Here is a 22,699-nt window from a genome sequence, read left to right as displayed (position 1 = left end):
AATCTCTTTTTGTTTCATTTAATCCCGCCAAATCCAAGTCCAAAGGTAATTTCGTACATTTCGAGGAGTAATCCGTATGAAGCGTTCACCATCAAAGAAACAATTAAAATTTGGAAGTGTTTCATCTGGATTTTCTGGAACAAAGGTGACGATGTTTTCGTTACTTATAACAGATACTGTGATTGGTGGGTCGGTAGGCGAGACTTGAAGTTGTAACGAAATAGTAGCCGTATTTTTAAATTCATTAGTAACAGGTGGGCTTATCACTTGCACTGTGAATAACACGATAATGGTTTCGTTCGGTTCCAGATTAGTAGCGACTTGGAAACCAATATTCGGATTCGCTAGTGGAGAGCGTTCCCCGTTAATAAAGACAGTGCCATTCGTAAATTGTAAACCTGCTGGAATGGTATCTTGTAACGAAACGTTTGAAAGTGAAATATCAGAAGTATTCGTAATGCGCACCGTGTAATCAAAATATTGATTTAAATAAGCTGAGCTGACGGAAGCGTTTTTCGTGACTGTCGCAGTTACAAATTGAACTGGTATACGAACAATATTCGAATTAACAACGAAAGTAATAATCGGATCCTGTGGTGTCAATTGGAAAGCGGCTGTAACTGTTGCAGAATTTATAATTGTATTTTTTGAAGGAATAGAAGTTACGAGCACTTGAAATGTTATCGTTGCTACTGAGCCAGCAGGTAAAGCGCCGATATTCATACCAGTGTCTGGACGGACAGTTGGTACCAGAGTACCGTTAATTGTCACGCTATTTTCTATAAATGTTGTACCAGCCGGAATTGTGTCTATAACAGAAGTATTGATTGTCGGAATTGGGGAGTGATTAAATACTGCTAATGTGAATGTAATTATATCTCCAATAACGACAATAGATTTGTCAGCTGTTTTTTCAATACGAACCATCGGATCAATGACTGTCGTTGTAACGATATTTGTTTGTTTTGTAATTGTAATAGGTGGTTTTGTTGGATCAATGATGACGGTATAGGAAACAGAAGCATCATTATTAATTGTAGGTTGAAGAGTAGAAGAAGATATTGTTATTTGGAACGTAATAATAACAGATTCACTAGGAGCAAGAGTTCCTAACGTAATACCATTTTCAGGATTTTCATTAGGTTGATTGATTCCGTTAATCGTAACACTACCAATAACGAATGTCGTATCTACTGGTGCTGTGTCTACTAGAAGAAAATCTTCAATAGTGATATTACCATTATTCGTAATGGTAATGGTGTACGTTAAAGTTTGACCAGGTAAGGCGCTCGTGAAATCAACAGCTTTTATGGCAATGACATTATCATTTTGGACAGTTGTTGTGACAGTATTTGTTGTGGTTGTATTTGTAACAGGTGCGTTATTTGGATTGACGGTATAGTTAAAGGTAGTAATTGCATTGTTGTTGAGTTCATTTGGTGTTGGGATAGAAGTCACAGAAACTTGGAATGAAGCGATAGCATCTCCCCCAATAATTATAGTGTCAATTGGTATACCGCTTACTGGATTAACCCCCGGAAGCGTTTTTCCGTTTACAATAACGCTATTTTCTATAAACGTAGTACCTTGAGGAATCATATCTTGAATGACTACATCATTTGCTGCAACATTACCAGTTTGATTGAGCGTAATCGTATACGTTAACGTATCACCGACTGTTGCAAATGCTAGGTCAACAGTTTTATTACTATTCAAAGTCGCATGATTAATTGTTGTTACGGCAGCTGATGAAATAATAGTTTCGGTAATAGGTGGTCGATTCGGTAACGTGTATTGGTATTCAATTGTACCCGTGTTAGAGATTGGATTTGTTTGCGGAATTGAAGTAACCCGTACTTGGAATAGAATAGTTGCTGTTGTATTGGGCGGAATGCTGTCAATTTGTATCCCGCTAAGTGGATTGTCATTTGGACGAGCGTTACCATTTACAATAACACTATTCTCTATAAAGCTCGTATCTGCTGGGATGATATCTGTAACAATAATGTTTTCTATTTGTATATTCCCATTGTTTGTAATGGAAATTGTGTAAGGGATAATCGTTTGTAGGTCAGCATATTGGATAGGCGTTGTTTTTATAGCGAGTACATTAGCAGAAATAACTTCAGTGAAGGTAATATTACTAGTTGATATTTGTTCCTTGCCATTAATTGTATAACGAGAAGTTGATTGGTTTTGAATACGACTGCTAGCTGGAAGAGATACCACAGTAACGGAGAATGTGACTGGGATAGAAACGTTAGGAGCAATCGTTCCTACAAGTATACCGGAACTTGGATTCGCGTTAAGCTGAGGGATATTATTTACTAACACACTACCGTCTATAAAGGTTGTTCCATCAGGGATACTGTCTGTAAACATAACAGCAGTAGCATCCGTATTTCCTGTATTCGTTAAAGTTGTTGTATAAGTTAAAATTTCACCAATTGCTACAGAGGTCAAATCAACAGTTTTCAGTGAAACGATATCAGCGTCATTAATTTGAACGAAAGTAGTGTTGGAAGTAGTCGATTTTTGAATAGGTGCAAAGTCAGGGTTGAAAATAAAGTCGTAGACGATGTTTGCAGTATTAGGTGTTGGGTTTACAGCAGGTAAATTCGTAACGGAAACTTGGAACGTTATTGTAGTTACTTGACCTGGCGTAATATTAGGAATGGAAAAGCCGATATTTGGATCTGCTGCAGGAAGTACAGTGTTGTTAACTGTTACACTCCCTGGAATAAATACTGTTCCATCTTCTATAATATCAGTAAAAAAGATGGAGTTAGTTGTAGTGGATCCGTTATTTTGAATGAGTACTGTATATTTAATGGTTTCATCAATATTAGCTAATACTGTATTAGCGGATTTTGTAGCGATAAGAATCACATCAATAAATTGTATATTTGTAGTATTGGAAGATGTCGTTTCTGAAATTGGTGGTAAGCTTGGGTCTGGCTGATACTCATAGTGGATGACGGCGATATTATTAATGTTATTTTGAGAAGGTGTAGAGACTACATTTACTTGGAATGTAACGATAATTGTATTGTTTGGAAGGATAATATCAAGGGTGATTCCGGTAATTGGATTTTCATTAGGCCTTGGTATGCCATCTACAAGTATGCTATTTGGAACGAATGTGGTGCCAGCGGCAATTGCGTCAATGAGGAGAGTATTTGTAATAGGTACTGTACCAGCGTTTGTAACTGCGATTGTATATGTGATGATTTGACCGATGCGTGTAATAGATCTGTTAGTGGATTTAATTGCACTAACATTTGCCGTCCGCACTTCAGTATTTACTGCATTTGATAACGATCTACGCTGAATAATAGGGGAACTAGGCTCAATTTGGTATTCATACGAAGTGTCTGAAATGTTAGTGACTGTATTGCCCTCTGGTATGCTTGTGAGTTGTACTTGGAATGAAATAGTGATTGTTTCATTTGGTTGTATCGTGCCGAGAGTTACACCATTTTCAGGGCTCGCACCAGGCTGCCTCACATTATTTATTGATAAGCTATCTTCAATGAATATAGTACCTTCTGGAATGTTGTCAATGAACACCGTATTGTTAGCTGGAACAGTTCCTATATTTTGTAGTGTATTTGTGTACGTAATATTTTGCCCGATGGCTACGAAAGTAACGTCTGCTTGTTTAACAGAAATAATATTTGCATTTTGAAGTGATGTTGTTATGATATTAGAATTTGCAGTGCGATTCACTGGTGAAGCTGTAGGAATACTTACATATTGGTAATTTACAGATGATTGATTTACAATTTCGGTTTCAGTTGGTGGGTTATTCGTTTGTACTTGAAATAGTATTGTGTTGGAACTGTTTGGTGAAATCGTTCCAATTGGTATTCCGTTTTCTGGATTTACACCAGGCTGAAGAACACCGTTAATTGTGACACTGTCTGGAACGAATGTAGTCCCAGCTGGAATAGAATCTGTAAAAATAATATTTATTGCGTCAACATTGCCGATATTTTTCACTTCAGAAATATAAAGTATAGTTCCGCCAATATCTACAGTTATTGGATTGGACGTTTTTGTAACTGTCAATTGTGCTAGAACGAAATTTGTAATGACGATATTACTTGTAGATGTTTCAGTAATAGGCGGTTGTCCTGGGTCTGGTTGAATTGTATATGTTGTATTAGATTGATTTGTAATCGATTGTTGCGAGGATGAATCGTTAATTAGAATTTGGAATGAAATCAGGTGAGTAGCATTTGCTACTAGGTTAGGCAAAGTAACACCTGCATTTGGATTTGCACCAAGTATAGCTGTTCCGTTAAGTGTAAAACTATTGTCTACGAATGTAGTCCCTTCTGGAATCGTATCTGAAAATAATAGATTAGTAGCTGGAATATTTCCGGTATTTTCTAGTGTTATCGTATAGGTCAAAATATCCCCTGTTGTCGCTTGTTGTGCATTGACTGCTTTTAAAGAAAGAACATTCGCATCCGAAATTTGTGTGAAAGCTGGATTAGACGTAATGGTTCGAGAGATGATAGGAGCAGTTGGATCGGCGATAAAAGTATAGTCAATACGAGCTATATTAGAAATTGGATTGACGCTTGGAATGGATTGAACGATAACTTGGAATGTGACGGTGACGATTTCTGAAGGTGCAATGGCGTTTAAGGGGATTCCTACGTTTGGATCGGCACCTGGGGCTGAAACGCCATTAATGGTTACACTATTAGGAATGAATGCAGTTCCTTCTGGTACTAAATCTGTTAAAGTAACTGTATTTGCCGTAGTATTTCCGTTATTTTGAACGACTACAGTGTAAGTGATTGTACCGTTAGTAGATTGCACGAGAGAATCTGTATTTTTAATTGCGGATAACGATGCATCAACGACAGCTGTATTTACCGTATTAGATGAAGATGTTGCTGTAACTGGAGGTTGACTTGGGTCGACAATATACGTGTAACTTGTAAGTGCTTGATTTATAATTGCTCCTTGCGGTGGAATAGAGTTTGCAAGAAATTGGAACGTAATCGTAGCAGAATCACCTGGTGCGATAATACCAACTGGAATACCGAGAGTTGGACTTGCATCTGGAAGTGAAATCCCGTTAAGCGTGACACTATTTGGAACAAATAATGCTCCTTCAGGAACACCGTTAATGAGTAATACAGAGTTTGCAGGGAAGTTCCCAGTATTCGTTAATGTTGCTGTATACGTAATGACATCGCCGATAGATACGATTGTTCGATTTGCCTCTAAAATAGTTGTAACAGTCGCGTTATTAATTTGTGTTGAAGCGCTATTAGAAGTTATTGTGCCGGTAACAGGAGGAGCCGCCGGATCAACGATGAATGCATATTGAATAGATGCAACGTTTGTAATTGGATTTGAAGGTGGAGTAGATGTAACTATGACTTGGAAAGTAACAGTTAAGGAACTACCCGCGCTAACGGTTCCGATAGTAACTCCACTATTTGGATTTGCACCTGGAATGGTATTTCCATTTACAGTAAAACTATTTTCAACAAAGGTCGTTCCTGCTGGAATGAGGTCTGAGAAATTTACATTCGTAGCATTTGTATGGCCACTATTTTGAATTAAAACGGTATAAGTGATCGTGTCGCCAATATTTGCAAAGGCTGTACTAGCAGTTTTTACAGCTGAAAGTATTGCTGAATTAATAGAAGTAACGAAGACGTTCGTTTCCACGTTGCCAGGCTGAGCCTGTAATGCATTGCCTACGTTATATTGGAAGTTCACAAATCCTAAGTTCTGGAGTTCAGGAGTGAATGTTGTCGGATTGCTTACAATTTGAACTTGGAATATGATTGTTACAGTTTGATCTGGATTGACTGTATTTATGCCAACACCATCAATGATAGAAGCGGATGGTAATGAAGTACCGTCAACAACAACTGATCCTGCAACAAATTGTGTCCATGAAGGTAAAGGGTCTGAGAAAATAACGTTGTTAGCTGGAATATTTCCTGTATTCGTAATCGTAGTTGTATACGTAATCGTATCACCAATCGTTGCAAAAGCTTTATCTCCGATTTTAATTGTTTTTAAAATTGCACTTTCGATTTTGGTTGAAACAGTAGTAGAAGTAATATTTTTTGAAACTGATGGATTAGCAGGGTTAACGATATGCTGGAAGCTAAGGCTAGCTTGATTCGTAATTGGATTTATAGGCGGGATTTCATCTGCGATAATATTAAATACCACAATGACAGATTGGTTTGGCGCGATATCACCAATTGGGACGCCTGTAATGATATTTGCATTTGGGATGCTAGTTCCGTTAAGTGTAAAACTATTCGGTTCAAATGAAGTTCCGTCTGGAATAAGGTCGGTAAAAATAACATTTGTTGCACTAACATTTCCGCTATTTGTAATGGTAACGGAGTAGATAATATCTTGCCCAATATTTACTGTTGACACATTTGAATTTTTCTGTGCAGTAAGGATAGCGCTATTAATTTGTGTAGTCGTTGTATTAGATTGATTAGAAGTTGTAATAGGTGATTGGCTAGGATCAACGACATAATGATATGTGATAGAAGCAGAATTAGAAATAGGATTCAGTGTTGGAAGTGTAGTAACAGTTGCTTGGAATGTGACGATTGCCGCATCACCACCATTAATGGAACCGATATTTACACCAGTAGATAAATCAGCGTTTGGAATGGTTTGCCCATTAACTGTGAAACTATTTGGAACGAAACTTAAATTGCTATCAAGTATATCGATAACGGTAACATCGGTTGCAGTCACATTCCCGGTATTAGGGAGATTAAGTGTAAATGTTATTGTATTACCAACATCCGCAAAGGTAAGATCTGCTGTTTTTGTACTTATAATATTTGCGTTGTTTATTTGAAGAAGCGTCGTGTTGGAAGTAGCTGAACTCGATACTGGAGGGTTAACAGGATCAACAATAAACTCATATGTCGTTGATGCTGTATTCGGTGCTGGATTAATAGGGGGAATGCTGTTCACTGTAACTTGAAAGACGATACTATATATTTCATTTGGTGGAAGTGCCGCAAGTAATACACCATTATTTGGATTCGCGTCAGGTTGCAAAACACCATCGACAGTTAATGTGTTAGGAACAAAAGTGATTCCACTTGGTAATACATCTGTGAATACTATATTAGTTGCCCCCGTATTTCCTATATTGGAAATAGAAGTAGTATAAAAAGCAGTTTGCCCGATATCTGCAAAGGATATATTTTCGTTTTTAGTCATAGATAATATAGCTTCTTTAATTTGTGTGGAAACAGGATTGCTAATTGAAGTTTCTGGATCAGGTGGTGAGACTAATTGATATGATGTTGATGAGAAATTTACAATTGGGTTTTCGGTTGGTAATGATGTTACAGTAACTTGGAATGAAACTGTTATTGTATTCCCAGCTGTTATAGTCCCGACATTTACACCATTGGATGGATCCGCACCAATTTGGGGAATTCCATTAATAGAAAATGTGCTTGTAATAAATGTAGTTCCGCTCGGTATTGTATCTGAGAAAATAACATTTTGTGCGGATGAGTTTCCATTGTTTGTTAAAGTGACAGTGTAAGTGAGTGTGTCTCCGATATGGCTAAATGCTTTATCAACTTGTTTAGATGAAAGAATGGTAGCTGTATTAATTGTAGTAAATGTTGTGTTTGAAGTAACATTTCTTGAAACAATCGGTGCATTTGGATCAGCGATAAATGTGTAAGCAGCAGTAGCGGAATTGGCAATAGGATTTTGGGCTGGTGTAGAAGTGGCGGTAACTTGAAATGCTATAGATATTGAGCTGTTAGGAGCAATTGATCCGATTGTTATACCTGTATTAGGATTGAGCCCGATTTGTGTGATGCCATTTATTGTAACGCTATCAGTAATAAACGTTGTACCATTTGGTATAAGATCAGTGAAAGTAATATTCGTAGCGTTTGTATTACCGGTATTTGTCAAAAGTGTCGTATAGGTAATGGTATCACCTAGTGTTACAAGTGTTTGATCTACAGATTTCACCATCGTTATCATAGCATCTAGTACCGGGTTTGTAACGATATTCGTTGAAGTAGAAGTTGTAATAGGAGTTCCGTTTGGATCGACAGTATAAGAATATAAAATTGTGTCATTACCCATAATTGAACTTGAAGGGGGAACAGAAAGAACATTTGCTTGGAAAGTAACGGTTACTGTTTCACCAGGAGCGATATTTGGTATATTTACTCCAAGAGCTGGCTGTGCACCAAGTTGCTGAACACCATTGATTGTGATTGAATTTGGTATAAATGTAGTGTTAGCTGGAATAGCGCTTGTAAATGTTATGTTTTTCGCTGTCGAATTTCCTGTATTTGTAATCGTAGTTTTATACGTAATCGTATCACCGACAGAAATAATGGATTTATCAGCGCTTTTTGTAGTAGTTAATATGGCGCTATTTATTGTCGTAGTAACGGTATTAGATGAAGCGGTTTGAGTGATAACTGGTTGACTTGGATTAACAATATGCTGAAATTGTACAGAACTAAAATTAGAAATTGGATTTATATTTGGAATGTTTGTAACAAGTACGTTGAGAGTAATCACGGCCGTTCCATTTGGGTTTATATTTCCAATCTGAATCCCGTTAGATGGATTTCCGATTTGCTGTGTACCAGAATCGTTTGTAAGAGCGCCAGATATGAATGTCGTCCCATCGGGTAAAGTATCCGTGAAAATTATATTTTGTGAAGTGACATTTCCAGGGTTACTTAATGTAATTGTATAAGAAATTGTATCGCCAATCGTTGCGAAAGTTTTATCTACAGATTTGATTGCCACAATTTCCCCAGAATTTATTTGTGTTGAAACAGAATTGGATGTCGTATTTCGTGAAACAAGTGGTAAATTAGGTCCTGTCATAAATTGATAATCAATAGAAGCACCGTTTACAACCGGTGAATTTGGCCCACCAGGTCCAATTGTGAAAATTGGATTTGGAATGCTAACTACTTGCACACGGAAGGTAACGTTTATAAAATCTCCTGCAATAATATCCCCAATCGGTATCCCGTTCGCTGGATTTACCCCAGGTAATAAAACTCCGCCTACTCGAACACTATCTTCTATAAATACTGTATTGTTTGGAATCAGATCTGTAAAAATGATATTCGTAGCAGTTGCATTCCCTATATTTTCTAATAAAACAGTATACGTTAAAAAGGAATTTCCAGGTGCGATGTCAGAGAATAGTCGATCCACACTTTTCGTTGCTTGAATGATTGCTTCGTTAATTTGCACTAAAGTTGGATTACTTGTAGCTGTTTCCGTCACCGGCGGCTGGGTAGGATCAACAATGATAGAGTATGTTGTGCTAGATTGGTTCAATGTTGGATTTGTAGCTGGTATTGAGCCAACGATAGCTTGAAAGCTAATTGTTATCGTTCCTCCAACTGGAATTGCGTCTAAAGAGATTCCGCTATCTGGCCTAAATCCAAGTTGTGGGATGGAGTTAATTTGTACACTATCAGGAACGAATGAAAGTTCGGGTGGTAATATATCGATAAAAACAGGTGTGTTTGCGGTAGTATTTCCGCTATTCGTGAGGATAGTCGTATACGTAATTGTATCTCCAACAGCAGCAAATGCACTGCTTGCAGTTTTTGTTGCGATAACGGAAGCAGTATTTACTTGTGTAAAAGTTTTATTGGATTGAACTGTTCGTGAAACAGGCGGTTCATTTATATCTACAATAAAGCTATATTGAAGTGATGATTTGTTAGGGATTGGATTAGGATTTGGAATCGTTGTAATGTTTACCTGAAAACTGAGTGTAATTGATGCATTTGCATTCAAGTTACCGATATTGATACCGTTTTGTGGAGTTACATTAGGAATGGTTGTTCCATTTACCGTAAAACTATTTGGAATAAACGTTGTACCATCTGGAATTAAATCTGTAAAAATAACATTGTTTGCGGTAGTATTACCTGTATTTGTAACGGTAGAAGTGAAAGTAAGTGTATCTCCAATAGTAGCGAATGTTGAATTGACAGTTTTATTTATAGATAGAGTAGCATCAATAATCGGAGTAACCGTCGTATTCGTAATTGTGCTACCAACAGCAGGTGATTGGTTTGGATTCACGGTATACTCATAATTTACAAGAGCGTTATTTGTTAATGTGCCACTAGGTGGTATCGCTAAAATTTGTGCTTGAAAAGTAATGAATACAGTATCTCCTGACGGAATATCTGCCAAGTGAATACCAAGTGATGGATCTAAGCCTGGCTGAGGAACATTATTGATAGTTACTGAATTTTGGATAAAGGACGCGCCAGCACCAAGTCCATCTGTTAAAACTGTAGCACTAGCAGGAATATTTCCTGTGTTCGTAACGGCAATCGTATAAGTAACGATATCCCCAATTGCAGCTGTCGGTGTATTTACTGACTTCGTAGCGACGATTGTAGCGTTATTAATTTGAGTTGTTATTACGTTACTTAACGCATTGGCGGATGCTGGAGGTAAGTTAGGATCTATGACATATTGGTACGCTGTATTGCTTTGGTTCGGGATTGGATTTGGACTAGGAATGGAATTTACTATTACTTGAAATGAGATTGTTGCACTTGTATTAGGGTTTATTGGATCGATTGCAATTCCGTTTGCTGGATTTGTATTAGGGAGTGTATTCCCGTTTACTGTTACACTATTAGGAATAAATGATGTCCCGTTTGGAATTACATCTGTAAATATTACATTTGATGCAAGTGTATTTCCGCTATTCGTTAAAGTAGTCGTGTACGTAATCATATCATTTACGTTCGCAAACTGTTTATCTGCAGATTTTACAGCTGTAATAGAGGCGTTATTAATAGTTGTCTGTACAGTGTTAGAAGCAACCATCTGTATTACAGCAGGTTTGGATGGATCGTACGTGTATTGGAATGTTGTGCCAGATTGATTCGTAATCGGATTTGGACTAGGAATAGTTGGTATAGAAACTTGGAATGAAACAGTACGTGATGAATTCGCTCCTATCGTACCAACTAAAATGCCATTAGCAGGGTTTGCATTAGCTAGGGGGACACCGTTAATCGTTACAGTGTTAGGAAGGAAGATGGTACCGGCTGGAATGATATCTGAAAACGTTACATTGGAGGCAGGGATATTGCCGTTATTCGTTAAAATTGTTGCATAAGTTATGACATTGCCAACATCAGCGAAATTTGTACTTGTTAGTTTCGTAGCAACAATATTAGCGGTGTTAATTTGAGTCGTTACTATATTGCTAGTAGCATTTCTCGCAACAGCAGGTAAATTTGGGTCAGCAATAAAGTTATATTGCAGTGCAGCACTGTTTTGAATTGGATTTTGTGTAGGCAAACTACTTGCGCTTATTTGAAAAACAATCGTTGTAAATCCGCCAGCAGGAATTGTCCCAACTTGAAGACCGGTACTTGGGTCTGCACCTAGCTGTAAAGCACCGCCTATAAAAGTACTATTTGGTACGAGAGTTGTGCCAGAAGGGAGTATATCGGTAACAACTACATTATTCGCTGGAGTATTTCCTGGGTTAGCTAGGGCAATGGTATATGTGATTGGTTGCCCAACATCAGCAATAGTTAAATCTACCTGTTTGACAATAACTACATTTGCTAAATTAATTTGTGTACTTACAGTGTTACTTAAAGATGTTTCTATAGTTGGTGGATCCCCTGGATTTAAAATAAAGCTATATTGTGTACTAGATGAATTTATTGTTGGATTTTGTGTTGGTAAAGAGGTGACAGTTACTTGATAAGAGACGGTAAGTGAGCCGTTAGCAGGAATGGAAGGTAACGGAACACCGACATTTGGATCGGCGTTATTTTGGAGTATACCATCAATAAGGAAAGTGTTTTGTATAAAGGTAGTACCGTCTGGATTCGTATCTACGAAAATAGGACTATCAGCAGAAACACTTCCTGCATTCGTCAAAGTAACGGTATAAGTTAATACATCCCCTACAGTAGCGAACCCTTTATCCACTGTTTTGGCTGAAATGACATTTGCATCGTTTACTTGCGTAAATGTAGTAGTTGAAGTTGTGTTTTTACTTACAGGTGAAGCATTTGGATCAACAATAAAGTTATAAGAGATGGAGGCACTATTCGAAATAGGGTTTGGGTTTGGAATGCTAGTGATTACTACTTGGAATGAAGCTGTAATTGTAGTATTAGCGTTGATGCTACCGATATTGATGCTAGCTGGTGTTGCGCCCGGCTGAGTAGCACCGTTAACTATAACACTGTTCGGTACAAAGGAAGTACCGTTCGCTATTGAATCGGATAGTAATACATTGTTTGCCGTAACATTTCCGTTGTTTGTAAGAGCGAAGGTATAGGTCAATATATCTCCAACTTCTGCAAACGTTTTATCTACAGATTTAGTAGCTTGAAGGTTTGCTAATCTAATTGTTGATGTAACAGAATTAGAATTTGCTGTTTTTGAATTTGGTGGCAGACTAGGATTTACAGTGTATAAATAAGAAGCGAAAGCATTATTAATGATAGGATTTTGGGCGGTAATATTGATGACAGTTACTTGGAAAGAAAGTGTAAAAGTAGCTCCGCCGGGAATTGTGCCAATAGGCAAAGCAACGAGAGAATTTACATTTTGCAAAACACCGTTTAGTGTTACAGTACCTGGAGTCAATATTGTCCCATTTGGAAGTGGATCTGTTAGTTGTACGTTCGTTGCAGCTGTATTTCCACTGTTTGAGATAAGGATTGTATAACTAATTGTATCGCCGATTGTAGCAAACTGTTTATTTGTTGATTTTGTTACTGTTACATTCGCATTGTTAATTTGAGTAGAAACGAGATTAGAAGAAATGTTTTTTGTAACGGGTGATTGGCTAGGGTTGATAGTGTACTGATAAGAAGCACTTGAACCATTAGATACGACATTCGACGCTGGAATTGTATTTACTACTACTTGAAATGAAATGTTTTTTGTCGTACCAGTAGGAATGGATCCTATATTTACACCGTTTGCGGGAGTTGCTCCAACTTGTGTCGTTCCATCTATTGTTAGACTGTTGAGAACAAAAGTTGTTCCAGTAGGAATGGCATCTGTAAAAATAACATTGTTTGCACTTGTATTACCTGTACCTGTAAAGGAAACGGTGTACGTTAGTGTATCACCAATATCTGCAAAATTTTTATCTACTGCTTTCGTCATTGTTACAGTAGCATTATTCACTTGAGTGGAGACAATATTCGTCGTATCAGTCCCGCTTATTGCCGGTTGATTTGGTATAGGAGTATATTGATATGTTGTTGTTCCACTATTTAATATGGGGTTTGTTTGGGGGATAGATGGAACGAGTGCTTGGAATGAAATAGTAGTTGTAGAATTAGCAGCAATAGACCCAATTGATATACCATTTGCGGGATTCGCTCCAGCTTGCGTAATTCCGTTAACAGTTACACTTCCTGGAACGAAAGTAGTCCCGCTAGGAATCGGATCCGTATATATAACGTTCGTTGCAGTGATATTTCCTATATTAGCTAAGGCAATACTGTAAGTTAATGTATCACCAATGTCAGTAAAGATTTTGTTAACTGATTTTGTTCCATTAATATCTGCGAGGTTAATTTGTGTTCCTGCAGAGTTGCTTGTTGCAAGACCGTTAAAAGTCGTTCCTCCAGCAATTGGTGTATATTGAAATGTGATAGTAGCGGTGTTAGAGATAGGGTTTTGACTTGGAAGAGAAACGACGGTTGCTTGGAAAGTTACTGTACGAGAAGCGCTATTATTAATTGTTCCAAGAGATATACCAGCGGCCGGATTTGCATTTGTTTGCGGGACATTATCCACTGTTACAGTGCCAGGTATAAAGGAAGTACCGTTAGGGAGAATGTCTGTAAAAATAACGTTATTAGCAGGAAGTAGTCCGGTGTTAGGGATAGTAACTGTATAAGTGAGAATGTCTCCAATTGCCGCAACACTTTTATTTACGCTTTTCGTTGCTTGTATGTTAGGCGAGTTTATATTAATTTGTAATCCGACTGTATTTAACATATATGCATCTCCGTTAGTTGTTAAACGGATTGCTGCGGACACTTGAGAGTTTGTTAAATAAGGAGAAATATCAATAGAAGTAATGTCCCACCCTTGCCGACCTGCGGAAATATTTGTGCTTGTAGAAGCACTTTGATTTCGTGTTCCAAATGTCCCGGTTGTATCTAAATTTCCGGCCGCATTATTGACCTGAGAACCGAAGAAATTATTTATAGCATTATTTGGCCCAGATAAAGCATTTAATGAACTGAAATTTGGTCCAAACAAAGCTTGATCCCCGGTTAAGTCAGCATCTCCTTCGGTAGAACTTAAAAACAATCTCCCGCTTACAGGTCCTCCGGAAGGTGTTAAAAATCCTGAAACAGATACATCGGCACTACCAGTTTCTGCAGAAACACGGTTGCCTGCTACATAAATCGTTAAGTTTCTTGCGGGTAATGTTCCGTTCTGATAAGCAACGATAAGCGTCCATCCAGCTGAATTAATCGCCCCATTAGAAGCATCTAAAGGATCCACAAGTCCAGGAACAGATCCAGTCGTATAAGAACCGCTTCCCGCAGCTTGAATGAGTGATGTTACATCTGCTGAACGCGTATAAAATCCAAATGTGACTGATCCAGAAACGAATGTTTGATTAGAAGCTGTAACGGATGAAGGGGTAATCGAGTATGTTGAAACAGGTGTTGTAAAAGAAACGGGGTTTCCTAATACACTCGTAATGTTTTGATCACGAGATAAATAGTTTCCACCCCAAACGAGTTCTGCGTAAAGAATTGTACTACCGGCAGGTATATTTAAAAGAGCGGTAGAACTATTTTGTGTATAGTTTAACGTTGTACCAGCAGGAAAAGTAGGTACTTGTAAAGCGGTATTCGTAGTTGCGAATGCACCAATTGCCCCGATTGTACCAGCACGGTTTTGATTACTAATTTTACTTAAGCCTAAAGTATTTCCTGTAATAGCGAGTGCGCCGTTAGTGGTGGTAGAAAATCGATTCGTAATGGGCATGTTGTCACCTCATTTACAATATAGTCTTGGTCAAAATAGGATATGTGTGTGATAAATAAAAGGAAACATGTACGAGTTGAATTGGGAAGATGGATTTAAATGTCTAGATAAGGGAATGGAGTATGATTGAATTGGAAATTAGGGTGGAGCGTCTTAGGGAAGAAAAAACAGGGAATATTGTATCATTATCTTCTTATATTGGATGGGATTATAACAGAGAAGAAATTGAGACTATTTTTAACGCAGGGATTGTATACGGCGTTTGGAATGGGAGAGGGGAATTAATTGCTAGCGCGGCAATAATATTATATGGGGAGAAATTAGCGTCTATCGGAATGGTGATTGTACATCCTGATTATAAGGGAAGAGGGATTGGAAAGGCGATAACGAATGCATGCATGAAGAGCGTATCGGCTCAAACTCCTATTATGCTTATTGCTACGGATGAAGGGAAACCTTTATATGAAAAATTGGGATTTAGAGCAGTAAGTTATGTTTCTAAATACATATGTAACTCGTACAATGTGAATAATTATTGTATGAGAAATGAAGAGTATATGATGAATTATGAGGAGTGTGATTTAGAAGAAATAATAAAATTAGATGAATATGCGTTTGGAACAAATAGAAAAGAGTTTTTAAAGAAAAGAATGATGCAAAGTGAACAATGTGTCGTTGTAAAGGATAAGGAACAAAATGTATTAGGTTACGGTTTAAACATATAAACAACAGAATATAAAATAATAGGGCCGGTTGTTGCTAAAAATGATGCGGTGGCAATGAGAATTGTACATGCTTTAGCAAGGGGACATAATGGGAGATTAAGAATAGATGTAACAGAAGGAAAGGACGATTTTCTGAAAGAGTTAGAGATTGCTGGTTTTAAAAAGGCGAATATACCACTCATAATGTTGAAAAATAGTGATCAATTATTGAAAAGAAATGGAGAACTATACAGTATTGCAGCGCAAATTTTTGGCTAAAAAAGAATCCTTTTCACGTAAGGATTCTTTTTTAGTTCATTTAATCACGATATTGGTCATGAATTGGCTGAAAGAGATCTTCCTCGACATCTCTCACCATAGAAAAATGATCAACGTTATAATGCCCATGTAAAGTTTTATTGTGATGACCAATAATTTGCTCGGCAGACAATACGTCAGAATCAGTTGTGGAATGACCGTTTTTAATTAATGTAACATCAAATCCTTGTACAGTTGCTGTCCTTACAGCGGTATCAATACAATGCTCTGTTTTACATCCACCGATAACAATATGGTTAATCTTTTCTTCTTTTAAGAGTTCAAGTAAAGAAGTGCCATAGAATGCATTTGTTGCTGCTTTATTAATAAGGATTGCAGACTGAGGTACTTGAATTTTATTATGTACTTCAAAGCCTACGCCACTACCAGAAGCAACATCGATATCTCTTACGAAAACAATAAGGGCATTGGAATCTATTGCTTTCTGCACGGCTGTATTTAATGTAGATAATAATTCGGTTTTACGAAAAACTTCACTTTCTTGTTCATTTCCATCCATTAATTCTTGCTGCGCATCGATAATTAATAGTGCTTGTTTCATCATGTCTCCCCTTTAATATGGAATAAGTTCGACTGTACATATTCCTTCATATTGTAAAGAAATCCTCCATTTATAAGCGAAGTAGACGATTGATTTACAAAGTTGTCAAAGAAATTTCATTCTCATGGCGTATAAAAACATGTATGATAGGAAGTGGAGAATTTTTGAGTAGGTGGGAATAACATGCAAACAGTAGAAGATTATCTTTCATTCTTACATACGAAAGGATTTAAATTATCAGAGGAAGCACAAGGATTTATTATGTTCGGACAAGGATATACGGGTGCATCTGATGGCATTGTAAACGCAGCAATAGAAGCGACAATTAAGCATCAATTGCAGTTTGATGGCAGTTATTTTGTTGCGTTATTAGAACGATTGAAAGAAGAAGAGATTACAGATAAAAAAAGCGCTAAGGCTTTTATGCGGAAGTTACAATCGTAACTTTACGCAGCCTGCGCTTCTTTTTTTGTTTTAGAAGGTAATTCAACAAAAACCATGCCTAGGAAAATACAGAGGCATCCGATAATAGCGGAAATAGAAAGTTGTTCGTTTGCAACGAGCACGCCTGTTAAGGCAGCGAAAACAGGCTCCATTGCGAAAATAATTGCTACTCTCGTTGGAGACGTATGTTTTTGTGCTGATGTTTGAATGAAAAAAGCAATGGATGTCGCGAACAGGGAAGTTAGAAATAGAGCAAATAAAAAGGAAGAATTCGTCCATAGTGCTACTGAAAATAATTTTTCCCAATCTTCAAACAAAAAGGCGCAAATAGAAGAAAACATACCGACAGCTAATACTTGCGATGTGCTTAACAATAAAGGTGATATTTTTTTAGAGAAGAAGCCGTTAACGAGAATATGAGCAGCGAAAGCAACTGCACAACCGAGAACGAGTATATCTCCAATGTTTAATTGAAAAGAATCACCTGCTGTTAATAAATATAAACCCGCTGTTGCTACAGCAATGCCAATTACGATAAAAATGGTAGCTTTTTGTTTTAAAAAGATAAAAGACAGAATTGGTACCATAACGATACTAAGCCCTGTTAAGAAACCTGCTTTTGAAGAAGTTGTATAAAGTAAGCCGAATGTTTGTAAGACATAGCCAACGCATAAAAAGAATCCAACGGTTAATCCAGCGAGGCTACTCTGTTTTATATCTTGTTTTGAAGTTTTTTTTGAGAAAATCATTTGAACGAATAATAAAATAATTCCAGCGAATAAAAAACGTATACCATTAAAAGTAAATGGTTCAACGAAAGACATAGCATTTTGAACGACAACAAACGTAGCTCCCCAAATAAAAGACACAAATAATAAAGCAAGAGGAGCAATCCAATCTTTTTTCACACTCATACCCCCGTTAATTTTGTAAGATAGCTTTTCTAGCTAACTCATCAGCAACTTTATTTTGACTACTTGGAATCCACTTAATAAAAAAGAGATCGAAACTTTTTATGTACCGCAATGCTTCCTCTAATAGTGGTGCAAACATTTTATTTTTTGCGTATTCTTTTTCGACAGCTCGCTCCACAAGTTGCGAATCTGTACGAAAAGAGACAATGTTATAATTATGCTCCATGCAATATTCTAATGCCGCAAGTAAAGCGTGGTATTCTGCTTCATGATTGGACATTGTCCCAAGGGGCAATGATAATTGTACAGCGGGTTGAACCCCTTTAATAAACACACCTGCACCAGAAGGACCAGGATTTCCTTTTGATGCACCATCAATATATACTTCAATCAAAATGAGAAACCTCCAAATGATAAGATGATCCCCTACTTATATGTTTCTTTGAAGTAGGGGATAGAGTAACTTAGCCGATTGTAATACTATAACGACATGTAAATGTTTCATTCGCTTGTAAAGATTGAATTCCTTTTTTTTCCTTGAAATCTTTTGCTGGATTTACTTCATCAGCAATTCCGTACCAAGGTTCAATACATAAGAAAGGTGCGTTCTCGCCTGGTGTCCATACGCCGACAAATGGGAATCCGTCAAATTCTACTTTTACAAATTTATTATGTTTATGAGAACGAATAGAGATTTCATCCGTATTCATATTTTCAAAAATAAGCGCATCATTTTTAAATAGGTCGTATGTAAGTGGCAATTCATTCGTGCTTTCAGCGATTAGTTGCTTCTTATTTGAAAGGTAAGGTCCTTCTAATACGCTTGTTTCTAAGCGCTCAGAACCATTAAAAGATAGATGATAATCTGTAAATGATTCGCCATCTAATAACGGGAAATTGAAACCAGGATGTGCTCCGATTGAGAAGAACATCTCTTTTGAAGCAGGGTTATTCACTTCATATGTTACATGAACGATTTGTCCGTCTAGTTCATAAGAAACGAGTAATTCGAATTCGTATGGGTATTTTTTTAATGTTTCTTCATTACTAGTTACAATGTAGGTGATTTTCGTTTCACTTTGTTGTTCTACAGAGAATGTAAGATCACGAGCAAAGCCGTGTTGTGTTAAAGAATAAGGTTTACCATCTACGTAGTATGTATTATCTACTAATCGGCCGACGATTGGAAATAAAATTGGTGCACGGCGTCCCCAATAAGTAGCATCACCTTGCCATAAGTATTCTGTATTGTCTTCTTTTAAGCGAACGCTTTGTAATTCTGCACCTTTGTCAGAGATGGTAACGATCACTTTTTCATTTTGAATTGTTGCAGTCATGAAGTAAAACCTCCTAAATCTTTCATATATTTCATTATACGTTGTCTAAAAGAAAAAGGGTAGTTCATGGTAGGAATCTATTGACGAAAGGGGGGCTACCGCGTAAAATATAATCTTGTTGCTTAAAAAACGAATAACGTGGTTCGAAACCATCCCACGTAAAAAAACTAAGGAGATTTTGTCATGAATATTAGAACTTTAGTCGGTAATGGTATTTTAGCGGCATTATATATTGCTGTTTCTATGCTTATTCAGCCATTTGGCTTTACGAATGTACAGTTTCGTATTTCAGAGATGTTTAATCATCTCGTTGTATTTAATAAGAAAGCAATTTACGGAATTGTATTAGGTGTATTTTTAACGAATCTCTTTTTCTCACCTATGATCGCTTACGATTTAGTATTTGGAGTAGGGCAATCTATTCTTGCATTAGTTGCAACGATTATTTCTATGCGATTTATTAAAGGTGTTTGGGCTCGTATGATTTTTAATACAGTTATTTTTACAATTACAATGTTTATGATTGCAATTGAACTTCATCTTGCATTTGATTTACCATTTATGTTGACTTGGTTAACATGTGCAATCGGTGAATTTGTTGTCATGGCGATTGGTATGCCTGTAATGTACTGGATTAATAAACGAGTACAATTTGAAAGATTTATGTAATAGATGAAAGAGCTATTCCTATAGGGATAGCTCTTTTTGTATGTAATCACATTGAATATAATGCTGTGACTATTGATAAAATATAATAAAATAAAGTGAGGCTTTCATTAGCTGGCTACATATAAGAAGTCTTATATAAGGGGAATCTAGTATGAAATATAAAATTCATTGGTTGTATAAAACAAAGCGCGGTTTGCAGACGGAATTAACGACAGATTATATGAACATAGAAGAAGTACTTCAATTTGCAGAGGATTTCGAGAAAACAGGAAGAGTGAAAGAATTATTATTTTACGATGAAATGGATGCAGAATGGTCATTAAAAGAAATGAAAAAACTGAGTAAGCAAGTGGAGGATGAGCCTCAAGAAATACTCGTTTATTTTGATGGTGGTTATGATGTGCAGACGAAAGAAGCTGGAGTAGGTATATGTGTGTACTATAAAAAAGGAAATAAAACCTACCGAATTCGCCGCAATGCATATATAGAAGGTATATATGATAATAATGAAGCCGAATATGCATCACTATTATATAGTATGAATATACTCGAGGAATTAGGGATTAAGTATGAAGCGGTCACGCTTCGCGGAGATTCTCAAGTTGTACTGCAGCAATTGGCTGGAGAATGGCCTTGTTATGATGAACATTTAAATCATTATTTAGACCAAATTGAGCAAAAGGCGAAGCAAATGAAATTAAAACTTGTATGTGAGCCTATATCAAGAAAACAAAATAAAGAAGCACATCAATTAGCTACGCAAGCATTAGAAGGAACAGTGATTGATAGTCATAAAGAAATAACCGAATAGAGAGGTGCAAAGGTGGATAAAAAGCAACTCATTACAGAGGTAAATGACTTATTAGAAACGTATTGTGAAGGATGTTTTTTGCGAGAACATAATCGAAAGACAAATAGTAAGTATTACGCTCATTCCTTTTGTATAAGACAATGTACAGTTGGAGAAACATTGAAAAAGTATGGGGAACAGTTGTCATGAAAAAACATCCAGAGAGAACTCTCTGGATGTTTTTTAGTGTCTTGCTTCGTTTAGTTGATGCTCACATTTATTTAATTTCTTTTCTTCATTCATTAAAAATGGCTCATCTAAATCAGTTGCAACAGATTTCATAATTTCAAGCTGAGAGCGAGCTGCTTCTACAGCAGTAGTCGCATGTTCTAATGTATCTGGATCCATTGAAATTGTCGCTGATCCTACCATTTTTTGTGCTGTTTCTACACGGAATTTCACTTCTTCAAAATCATTTACTTCTGATCCCATTAATAATTCCTCCTTTGTATAGTGCGCATTTCACATAGTTTTTGCTCTGGAAAACGGAAATATACAAAGGAATAACAAAGGAGGTTACCAAGTAAGGTAACCTCCTGTCATATGTTGGATTAAAGTTTTACTACGTTAGCAGCTTGAGGTCCACGGTTTCCTTCAGTGATATCGAAAGATACTTCTTGACCTTCTTCTAAAGCTTTGTAGCCTTCGCCTTGAATAGCAGAGAAATGTACGAATACATCGTCAGCGCCTTCAATTTCGATAAATCCAAAACCTTTTTCGTTGTTAAACCATTTTACTTTTCCTTGCATGTTACAATTCCTCCTAGAAAACATTTACGTTTTTTCATTTAGTGAAATTCATTTGAAAAGATAATATAAACTAAAAATGCTATAATCTTGAATATTCTGCTAAATGATTAATTTAAATATACACGAATTGGGAGAATTTAGTCAAGTAAGCGATTTTATTTTTTTGTATTTTTAAATAATTTTTTAGCCAAATTTTTTAATAGGTATAGGACAGGCCGAGTATGTAATAGTCTTAATTGAACGCTATACATAATGAGGTGAAAGAATGAATGAGTCTTATTTATTAGATAATGAAGGAATGAGAACGAGAAACGACATACCGAATTGGGTTGCAAAGGAATTTCAAAATTTTTCGAGTGTTGTGCTAGAACCAACTTTTCCGTGTTATTTCGGCTTAACAGCTTTAAAAAAGAACGAACTTCGTTATTCATTTCTCTCTCATAATGATTGGAGTCATTTGCCACATACAATGTTATCTTTTTTAGAGTTAATGAAAGAGCGTCCAATTGTAAGAAGAGGCTTTTTTCTTTTTGTAGAACCGGAATGTGAGGAGCAATCACTGGAATATTACCGTGATTACTTTTGGAAAGTACTACAATATTTACATGAAAACGATAAGGAAACATGGCCAAAGCAAATTCCTGAAGACCCAGACCATTACTTATGGGAATTTTCATTTGGCGGGGAACCGATATTCGCATTTGGAAACGCACCAGCCTATAAACAACGAAAAACTAGGCATTTAGGAAATTCTCTCGTTATTGGATTTCAGCCACGTACTATATTTGATGGATTAGAAGGGGATCGTCCTAAAGGAGCATATTCTAGGCAAACGGTCCGTGAGCGAGTTGAAAAGTGGGATCAGCTGCCGAAACATCCTAACATTAGTCATTATGGTGATCCGGATCATCGTGAATGGAAACAATACTTTATAGGAGACGATGTAGAACCGTTAAAAGGAAAATGTCCTTTTCTTCATAAGATAGAAAAGTAAGAGTCATCATCTAGATGGCTCTTTTGCATATTTTGGATAAAAAAGGGTATTTTAATAGTAAATATTTTGATGAAAGCTAGTCTATTTTTAATCATTACATCATTACT

12 protein-coding genes, 1 pseudogene and 1 riboswitch are annotated in these 22,699 nt (G+C 36.7%); of the genes and pseudogenes, 6 read left to right on the top strand and 7 right to left on the bottom strand.

The genetic code is table 11. The features are described 5' to 3' along the window. Positions 1-18: 18 nt before the first annotated feature. Entirely contained in the window at positions 19-15,051 is a 15,033-nt protein-coding gene (locus ACTFRS_RS10255; RefSeq protein ID WP_440023652.1) for a DUF7507 domain-containing protein, read from the bottom strand. Positions 15,052-15,173: 122 nt separating this feature from the next. On the opposite strand from ACTFRS_RS10255, the pseudogene ACTFRS_RS10250 reads away from it, so the two are divergent. Then, positions 15,174-16,034, top strand: a pseudogene (locus tag ACTFRS_RS10250) (GNAT family N-acetyltransferase). 40 nt (positions 16,035-16,074) lie between these two features. On the opposite strand, the gene ACTFRS_RS10245 reads toward ACTFRS_RS10250, so the two are convergent. Continuing rightward, positions 16,075-16,635: a cysteine hydrolase family protein gene (locus ACTFRS_RS10245; protein ID WP_139867983.1), complete on the bottom strand. Its 561-nt coding sequence runs from the start codon at positions 16,633-16,635 to the stop codon at positions 16,075-16,077. Positions 16,636-16,818: 183 nt separating this feature from the next. On the opposite strand from ACTFRS_RS10245, the gene ACTFRS_RS10240 reads away from it, so the two are divergent. Continuing rightward, the gene (locus ACTFRS_RS10240) at positions 16,819-17,079 is read left to right on the top strand and encodes a DUF6123 family protein (RefSeq protein ID WP_098667215.1); all 261 of its coding nucleotides are present in this window, start codon (positions 16,819-16,821) and stop codon (positions 17,077-17,079) included. Positions 17,080-17,081: 2 nt separating this feature from the next. Here the strand turns inward: ACTFRS_RS10240 and ACTFRS_RS10235 are convergent, their stop codons facing one another. From ACTFRS_RS10235 to ACTFRS_RS10225, 3 genes are all read right to left on the bottom strand, one after another. Then, positions 17,082-17,987, bottom strand: coding sequence for a DMT family transporter (locus ACTFRS_RS10235; protein WP_139867981.1), 906 nt, complete (start codon positions 17,985-17,987; stop codon positions 17,082-17,084). Positions 17,988-18,000: 13 nt separating this feature from the next. After that, positions 18,001-18,387: a reverse transcriptase-like protein gene (locus tag ACTFRS_RS10230; RefSeq protein WP_440023655.1), complete on the bottom strand. Its 387-nt coding sequence runs from the start codon at positions 18,385-18,387 to the stop codon at positions 18,001-18,003. Between the two features lie 70 nt (positions 18,388-18,457). Next, positions 18,458-19,330: an aldose 1-epimerase family protein gene (locus tag ACTFRS_RS10225; protein ID WP_242293467.1), complete on the bottom strand. Its 873-nt coding sequence runs from the start codon at positions 19,328-19,330 to the stop codon at positions 18,458-18,460. Positions 19,331-19,462: 132 nt separating this feature from the next. Next, positions 19,463-19,507, top strand: a riboswitch (PreQ1 riboswitch). 6 nt (positions 19,508-19,513) lie between these two features. Here ACTFRS_RS10225 and ACTFRS_RS10220 point away from each other — a divergent pair. The 3 genes from ACTFRS_RS10220 (at position 19,514) to ACTFRS_RS10210 (ending at position 20,999) form a co-directional block, all read left to right on the top strand. Further along, on the top strand, positions 19,514-19,999 hold the full coding sequence (locus tag ACTFRS_RS10220) for a QueT transporter family protein (protein ID WP_001026467.1): 486 nt from the start codon (positions 19,514-19,516) through the stop codon (positions 19,997-19,999). Between the two features lie 151 nt (positions 20,000-20,150). After that, on the top strand, positions 20,151-20,810 hold the full coding sequence (locus tag ACTFRS_RS10215) for a ribonuclease H family protein (protein WP_440023658.1): 660 nt from the start codon (positions 20,151-20,153) through the stop codon (positions 20,808-20,810). 12 nt (positions 20,811-20,822) lie between these two features. After that, entirely contained in the window at positions 20,823-20,999 is a 177-nt protein-coding gene (locus tag ACTFRS_RS10210; protein WP_000358801.1) for a zinc-finger domain-containing protein, read from the top strand. Positions 21,000-21,032: 33 nt separating this feature from the next. Here ACTFRS_RS10210 and ACTFRS_RS10205 read toward each other — a convergent pair whose 3' ends face one another. Together ACTFRS_RS10205 and cspB are read right to left on the bottom strand one after the other, a co-directional pair. After that, positions 21,033-21,281, bottom strand: a complete 249-nt coding sequence (locus tag ACTFRS_RS10205) for a DUF2564 family protein (RefSeq protein WP_000534392.1) — start codon at positions 21,279-21,281, stop codon at positions 21,033-21,035. Positions 21,282-21,400: 119 nt separating this feature from the next. Next, positions 21,401-21,598 carry a cold shock-like protein CspB gene (gene cspB / locus ACTFRS_RS10200; protein WP_001161727.1) on the bottom strand — a complete coding sequence of 66 codons (198 nt, stop codon included), beginning with the start codon at positions 21,596-21,598 and terminating at the stop codon, positions 21,401-21,403. A gap of 265 nt (positions 21,599-21,863) precedes the next feature. Between cspB and ACTFRS_RS10195 the strand changes: the two genes are divergently transcribed. After that, positions 21,864-22,592, top strand: a complete 729-nt coding sequence (locus tag ACTFRS_RS10195; RefSeq protein WP_016717045.1) for a YqcI/YcgG family protein — start codon at positions 21,864-21,866, stop codon at positions 22,590-22,592. The last annotated feature ends 107 nt before the right edge of the window (positions 22,593-22,699 follow it).

This window comes from Bacillus cereus group sp. MYBK139-1 (assembly GCF_051916915.1).
GTDB classification, from domain to species: domain Bacteria; phylum Bacillota; class Bacilli; order Bacillales; family Bacillaceae_G; genus Bacillus_A; species Bacillus_A pacificus.
Note: the sequence above shows the minus strand (reverse complement) of the source record. Positions and strands in the feature narration are given on the sequence as shown.

Excerpts from the sequence above, each read along its gene's own strand:
- ACTFRS_RS10215 (WP_440023658.1), top strand. The coding sequence starts at position 20,151 with ATGAAATATAAAATTCATTGGTTGTATAAAACAAAGCGCGGTTTGCAG.
- ACTFRS_RS10195 (WP_016717045.1), top strand. The coding sequence starts at position 21,864 with ATGAATGAGTCTTATTTATTAGATAATGAAGGAATGAGAACGAGAAAC.
- cspB (WP_001161727.1), bottom strand. The coding sequence starts at position 21,598 with ATGCAAGGAAAAGTAAAATGGTTTAACAACGAAAAAGGTTTTGGATTT.
- ACTFRS_RS10205 (WP_000534392.1), bottom strand. The coding sequence starts at position 21,281 with ATGGGATCAGAAGTAAATGATTTTGAAGAAGTGAAATTCCGTGTAGAA.
- ACTFRS_RS10255 (WP_440023652.1), bottom strand. The coding sequence starts at position 15,051 with ATGCCCATTACGAATCGATTTTCTACCACCACTAACGGCGCACTCGCT.
- ACTFRS_RS10245 (WP_139867983.1), bottom strand. The coding sequence starts at position 16,635 with ATGAAACAAGCACTATTAATTATCGATGCGCAGCAAGAATTAATGGAT.
- ACTFRS_RS10240 (WP_098667215.1), top strand. The coding sequence starts at position 16,819 with ATGCAAACAGTAGAAGATTATCTTTCATTCTTACATACGAAAGGATTT.
- ACTFRS_RS10225 (WP_242293467.1), bottom strand. The coding sequence starts at position 19,330 with ATGACTGCAACAATTCAAAATGAAAAAGTGATCGTTACCATCTCTGAC.
- ACTFRS_RS10220 (WP_001026467.1), top strand. The coding sequence starts at position 19,514 with ATGAATATTAGAACTTTAGTCGGTAATGGTATTTTAGCGGCATTATAT.